Raw genomic sequence first — 292 nt, 5'->3', positions numbered from 1 at the left:
GAAAATGCCAGCGCAGCGCAGCCGGACGTGAACGCGCAGATCACCGCAGCGGTTGCGGCAGAAAACAGCCGCATTATGGGGATCCTCAACTGTGAGGAGGCACACGGACGCGAAGAACAGGCGCGCGTACTGGCAGAAACCCCCGGCATGACCGCGGAAACGGCCCGCCGCATTCTGGCCGCGGCACCACAGAGTGCGCAGGCGCGCAGTGACACTGCGCTGGATCGTCTGATGCAGGGGGCACCGGCACCGCTGGCTGCAGGTAACCCGGCATCTGATGCCGTTAACGATT

At 64.7% G+C, this 292-nt stretch carries 1 pseudogene; it reads left to right on the top strand.

Going from position 1 to position 292, the window contains the following annotated elements:
* Window positions 1-292 (top strand): annotated as a pseudogene (locus FDX22_RS29880) (S49 family peptidase); the annotation flags it as partial.

It is taken from the genome of Citrobacter sp. TBCS-14 (genome assembly GCF_005280805.1).
Taxonomy (GTDB): Bacteria; Pseudomonadota; Gammaproteobacteria; order Enterobacterales; family Enterobacteriaceae; genus Citrobacter; species Citrobacter gillenii.
The sequence above is the reverse complement of the archived record's forward strand: the minus strand, read 5'-3'. Positions and strand labels throughout refer to the sequence as shown.